Here is a 5,543-nt window from a genome sequence, read left to right on the forward strand (position 1 = left end):
CTGTAGGATCGTTCAACTGATCAGGAAAATGCTTAAATGATCAGTGTTAGCTCATCTGGCCGCTTTTTTGTCTCTATCGTTTGGCTACTCACTAGAAAAAATGAGTTAGCTTCTTGCCGAGCTCGGTGCTTTCATCGCATCGATAAAGCCAATAATGACACCAGCGGCTAGGCCAGCTAAATGCGCTGTATTGGCGATCGCCATAAATGGCTGCATGTACCCAAGCACTAACCACACCAACATAAAGCCGACAATCTGTCTTGGGATACCTAAACCAAGTTGTGGCGCCTTCGCACCGACAACCCATAAGTAACCAACCAAAGCGTACACAACACCAGACAAACCACCGAAGTTCGCCCCTTCAACCCAATACTGACCAGCACCTGAAAGCGCAGAAGAGACAGCAAAGATCTGAAGTAGCTTGAGGCTGCCTAGTTTCTTCTCAATATCCCCACCTAGCTGCCACCACCACAAAATATTGAATGCGATGTGCATAACAGAGAAATGCAGAACAGCATGGCTCAACCAACGCCACAGCTGCCATTGCTGTCCATCAACTGCTGGGAAATGCAGGGCATTGAAAATAGCTTGGCCAAAACCAATCTGTTGCAGCGCAAAAATCACCACACACACCAACATTAGGCTCAGTGTCACAGGACCTGCTTTTGCTTTAATCATGCCCAAAAAGCTTGGCGTGTGGTAATGGAAATTACTCTTTCTAGTCTCAGCCATATCCCAAGACGCCGCTTGATAGCGTTTATGATTGGGTTCAGCAAGAAAACGATTCAGCTCAGCTTCGGTTTCAACCTGAAATTGACCATCAAGAAGCCACAAAGCAAAACGCCCTTCTCCCTCTGGAGACATCTGAATAGGGATCTGACGAGAGGCCATATAATCAATAAATGCTTGAGCAAGACGTGGGTTGTCTAACACCATCAATCTAATCATTGTTACTTCCTATTCATACTATGGAGATGCTTGAAGCGTTTAAGTGATAAAGCTATTAACCCGCAATCACCGGAAGTTCAGCACGATGCCAAGCTTCGAAACCGCCATCAACACTATATACCTCTTCAAAGCCTTGGTTCACTAAATATTGTGCCGCGCCTTGGCTACTAATACCGTGGTAACACATCACTAAGATAGGCTGTTCGAACTCAACCTCATCCATAAACGACACCATGGTATCGTTAGTCAGGTGGTAGGCGGTTTCTGAATGGGCTACCGCAAAAGATTGCGGATCTCGTATATCGACAAGTCGAGCTTCACTTTGTTCAATAAGAACTTGAGCGCCTTTAACGTCGATATGTTTAAACTGGTCCATGACTTTCTCTTTTTATACTGATTTACTTTGCTGCCATTGTAACCTATCCCAAGGCTAACAATCACACCCACTTAATAAGGTTATCCACCAGCGATCACTTTTACACCATTTGTGGATAAATCTGTGAATTGCGTGAATAAAGTGCCTTTTTAAAAATAGATCCACAACATGTAGTAATGATCCTGATCTAACTGTGGGTTAACTGAAACATATCCCCACTCAAAAAACCCTGTCAAAGCCTTACTACACCCTGCTTTTAGACAGCTAGCGAATAAATTCCTCACAGAGTTATCCACAAAATCAATTTGCAAATTTCGATCGCAAAAGTTGAGAAATCGATCCAAAACAAAAAGGCCGAGATCTCTCGATCTCGGCCTTTTCAAAATTAAGCTATTTGCTTGCTACTATGCGAAAGCAAATACTATTAAAAATTAAATGCTATTAGAAGTCGCCAACGGCTTGCTTCAATTTCTTCATCGCATTCTTTTCTAACTGGCGGACACGCTCTGCAGAAATACTATAGGTATCCGCTAAGTCTTGCAGTGTTGCTTTGTTGTCGTCTAACCAACGTGAGCGAACAATGTGTTGACTACGCTCGTCTAAGCTCTTCAATGCGAGACCTAGGCGATTATTAGTATGAGATTCCCAGTTAGCTGCCTCAACCGTCTCAGCAACGTCTGACGCTTTATCTTCTAGGTAATAAACTGGAGCTGTGTAAGCAGAACCACCGTCGTCGTCGTCCATAGGCGCTTCAAACGTCGCGTCTTGTGCCGCTAAGCGAGATTCCATTTCACGAACTTCTGAAGGCTCAACACCCAGTTCACGCGCAACCGTCTCAACTTCACCGTTATTGAACCAACCTAAACGCTTTTTAGACTTACGAAGGTTAAAGAATAATTTACGCTGTGCTTTAGTCGTTGCGATCTTAACGATACGCCAGTTACGCAATACGTATTCATGAATCTCAGCTTTGATCCAGTGAACAGCAAAAGAGACTAGACGGACACCAACTTCTGGATTAAAGCGCTTAACAGCCTTCATCAAGCCGATGTTACCTTCTTGGACAAGATCAGCCATTGGCAGCCCGTAGCCAGAGTAGCCTCTTGCAACGTGCACCACGAATCGTAGGTGTGAAAGGATCAAGCCTTTCGCAGCGTCGATCTCACCTTTGTAATGTAATCGCTCTGCAAGTCCACGTTCCTCGTCAGGCGTCAGCATTGGGTAACTGTTCGCTGAGCGGATATAGCTATCTAAACTATCTTGTGTGACTAAAGCCATTTGATACGCTTGGTTTGCCATTCGGTTCCTCATCAATCTCTGATCTGGAGTAATACATCTATTAAAACCCGACAATCTTGAACCTAAAATGAACAGGTTTCAAGGAGGGGGAAGTAATTATGCATAATCAATTCGTCTATACAAGGCAAAAACTGGTTAAGAACTGCCTATTTTTCGTATAAATATGACTCTATTCACCTAAACTGGTTCAATTTCTTTTAGATGACGCTGTGCAGAAAGCTTCGCAGCTACACTACCAAGCAAGGTTCCGACGATCAAAAGCAATAAAGATTCATCCCAACTCAGGCCAATTAAGCGGAAGTGGCTATCGTACAGCTGAGCCAAGTCATCCACTGCACTGTTCAGTAATACGGTAATCAATGCCGTCATTACCCACGCGCTAATCGAACCTAAAACACCAAACCACATTCCAGCATACAAATATGGTCGAAGAATGTAGCTGTCGGTAGCACCAATCAGCTTCATGGTTTGAATCTCTTCTTTATGCGCCAACACATTAAATCGTAATGTGTTGCCGATAATCAGAAATACTGCGCCCAGCATCAACACAGTTAAGGTAATCACGATGACAGCCGCAAGTGCTTTGATAGCATCCAGTCGAGCTAACCAATCTTCATCTAAACGAACATCGGTGACTAACTCTTGCTTCTTAACCTTGCCTGCCAGTTCTTTAATTAACGTGTCGCTGTGTACGCTTGGCGTAATCACCAACACACCTGGCAATGAATAATCATCTAGGATAGTTAGGGCGTCCTCAAAACCAGAATACTGGCTAAGATCTTCAAGACCTTGCTGCGGAGAAATGTACTCAACCAGATCGACTTGCTCCCAACTTTCGATTTCATCCTTAAGCACCATGACTCTCGGCTCAGGGATACCATCCTCTACATAGGCACTAATTTGTGACGGGCTGGTGACATCTTGCGCCACTTCACCAACGTTCTTGCCCAGTAGGTACAAACAAGCGGGCATAGCTAAAGCCATTGAAATCACCGCAAGCGTCAGCAAGTTACCCAACGGACGCTGCCACATTTGCGAGAACGATGACTTGGCTTGTTTCCAATGAACAACAAAGAAACCGTCGCTTGAAGCCCGGTTTGCTGCTCGATTGGATTGAGGTTTCTTAATGCGCTTATTCGCGGCCATAATCTTCAACCTCACTCAAAAAGCCTTGGTTTAATTCCAGATGACGATATTGAGGGCGAGTGTTCACTAACCCGATATCGTGCGTCGCTAGCATGATCGTGACACCCGCACGGTTGAACTCTTCAAACAAGCGTAATACACGACTCGATAGTTCAGGATCTAGATTACCAGTTGGTTCATCCGCTAAAAGCAGAGTTGGACGGTTAACCACAGCGCGAGCAATACCGACCCGTTGTTGTTCACCTCCAGAGAGCTGGCTTGGCAAACAACGGGCTTTATCTAATAAACCGGTTTTGTCCAACGCGGCGCTGACTCGACGTTTAATTTCGTTTTCAGAAATAGATTCTATACGCATAGGCAGAGCGACGTTATCGAAGATCGAGCGATCCATAAGTAGGCGGTGATCTTGAAAGACAATCCCGATGTTACGGCGTAAAAAGGGAATGTCTTTGGCTGGGATACGAGTAATATCGTGATCGTTAAACCAAACACGTCCGTCAGTTGGACGCTCTATCGCGCAGATCAACTTCAGCAAGGTACTTTTACCAGCACCAGAGTGCCCGCCTAAAAATGCCATCTCTCCTCGTTTGAGATGAAAGTCCACTTTTTGGAGCGCTTGTCGTCCGCCTCGGTAGGCTTTGCTCACTTGCTGAAATTTGATCACCGAAAATTCCTCTTACGATCACTCATATCAAATTTAAAACGGTAGCAGGTTAAGGATAAACCACTTTGCTACACGCGTTACTCTTCGCGGCTAAACAGTGCTTCAATAAAGTCTTTCGACTCAAATGGACGCAGGTCGTCAATGCCTTCACCCACGCCAATGTAGCGGATTGGAATCTGGAACTGGTCAGCAATTGAGAAAATTACGCCACCTTTCGCCGTACCATCTAGCTTAGTTAGCGTAATGCCCGTTACTGGTGCCACGTCACTAAACAACTTCGCTTGGCTAATCGCATTCTGACCGGTACCTGCATCTAGCGTTAACATGATTTCGTGCGGTGCAGAATCATCGATCTTCTTCATTACACGAACAATCTTGCGTAGCTCTTCCATCAAGTTGCTCTTGTTCTGCAAACGGCCTGCAGTATCTGCAATCACAACATCAACACCACGCGCTTTCGCCGCTTCAATCGCATCGTAGATAACAGACGCGCTATCGGCACCAGTGTGCTGAGCGATAACCGGAACATCATTACGCTGCCCCCAAACCTGAAGTTGTTCAACCGCTGCCGCACGGAAGGTATCGCCCGCCGCCAGCATAACTTTCTTGCCTTCACTTTGGAATTGTTTCGCCAGCTTACCGATAGTGGTTGTTTTACCCACGCCATTCACACCTACCATTAAGATAACGTAAGGTGTTTTAGTGGTATCAACAACCAGTGGCTGTTCCACTTGGCTCAAGATTTCTGACATCTCTTCTTTAAGCAAACCATAAAGCGCTTCACCGTCTTTTAGGTCATTACGGGATGCTTTTTCTGTTAGGTTTTCAATGATCTTAACCGTGGTATTCATACCCACGTCGGCGATCAGAAGTTGCTCTTCTAATTCTTCAAACAGGTCTTCATCGATTTGCTTGCCTTTGAACAAACCAAAGAAGCCAGCACCAATGTTTGCTTTAGTACGGCTTAGGCTACGCTTAAGTCGTGCAAAGAAGCTTTCTGTCGGCTTCTCTTGAACTTCTTCAACCTTAGATTGAGGAGCAATCACTTCTTCCTGTTCTGCTTCTGCTTCTGCTTCTGCTTCTGCTTCTGCTTCTGCTTCTGCTTCTGCT

Annotated in this window: 6 protein-coding genes; all 6 read right to left on the minus strand. The window is 45.2% G+C overall.

The annotated features are described in order from the left end of the window. Positions 1 to 105: 105 nt before the first annotated feature. Positions 106 to 948 carry a rhomboid family intramembrane serine protease GlpG gene (glpG, locus tag AB6C75_RS22550; protein ID WP_012605025.1) on the minus strand — a complete coding sequence of 281 codons (843 nt, stop codon included), beginning with the start codon at positions 946 to 948 and terminating at the stop codon, positions 106 to 108. A gap of 55 nt (positions 949 to 1,003) precedes the next feature. Beyond that, the gene (glpE, locus tag AB6C75_RS22555; RefSeq protein ID WP_065679912.1) at positions 1,004 to 1,324 is read right to left on the minus strand and encodes a thiosulfate sulfurtransferase GlpE; all 321 of its coding nucleotides are present in this window, start codon (positions 1,322 to 1,324) and stop codon (positions 1,004 to 1,006) included. A 441-nt stretch (positions 1,325 to 1,765) separates the two neighbouring features. Next, a complete protein-coding gene (gene rpoH, locus AB6C75_RS22560) occupies positions 1,766 to 2,623 on the minus strand; it encodes an RNA polymerase sigma factor RpoH (RefSeq protein WP_029223159.1) in 858 nt (285 codons plus the stop codon). Between the two features lie 177 nt (positions 2,624 to 2,800). Further along, the gene (gene ftsX / locus AB6C75_RS22565; RefSeq protein WP_372109345.1) at positions 2,801 to 3,769 is read right to left on the minus strand and encodes a permease-like cell division protein FtsX; all 969 of its coding nucleotides are present in this window, start codon (positions 3,767 to 3,769) and stop codon (positions 2,801 to 2,803) included. Continuing rightward, complete coding sequence (gene ftsE, locus AB6C75_RS22570) at positions 3,756 to 4,433, minus strand: cell division ATP-binding protein FtsE (RefSeq protein ID WP_009848236.1); 678 nt, start codon at positions 4,431 to 4,433, stop codon at positions 3,756 to 3,758. Before ftsE ends, ftsX begins: the two co-directional genes overlap by 14 nt. Before the next feature lie 77 nt (positions 4,434 to 4,510). After that, positions 4,511 to 5,543 (minus strand): signal recognition particle-docking protein FtsY (gene ftsY, locus AB6C75_RS22575; protein WP_372109347.1); only part of this gene is annotated, 1,033 nt, incomplete at its 5' end.

It is taken from the genome of Vibrio sp. 10N.237.312.B06, from assembly GCF_041464685.1.
Lineage (GTDB): Bacteria > Pseudomonadota > Gammaproteobacteria > Enterobacterales > Vibrionaceae > Vibrio > Vibrio tasmaniensis_A.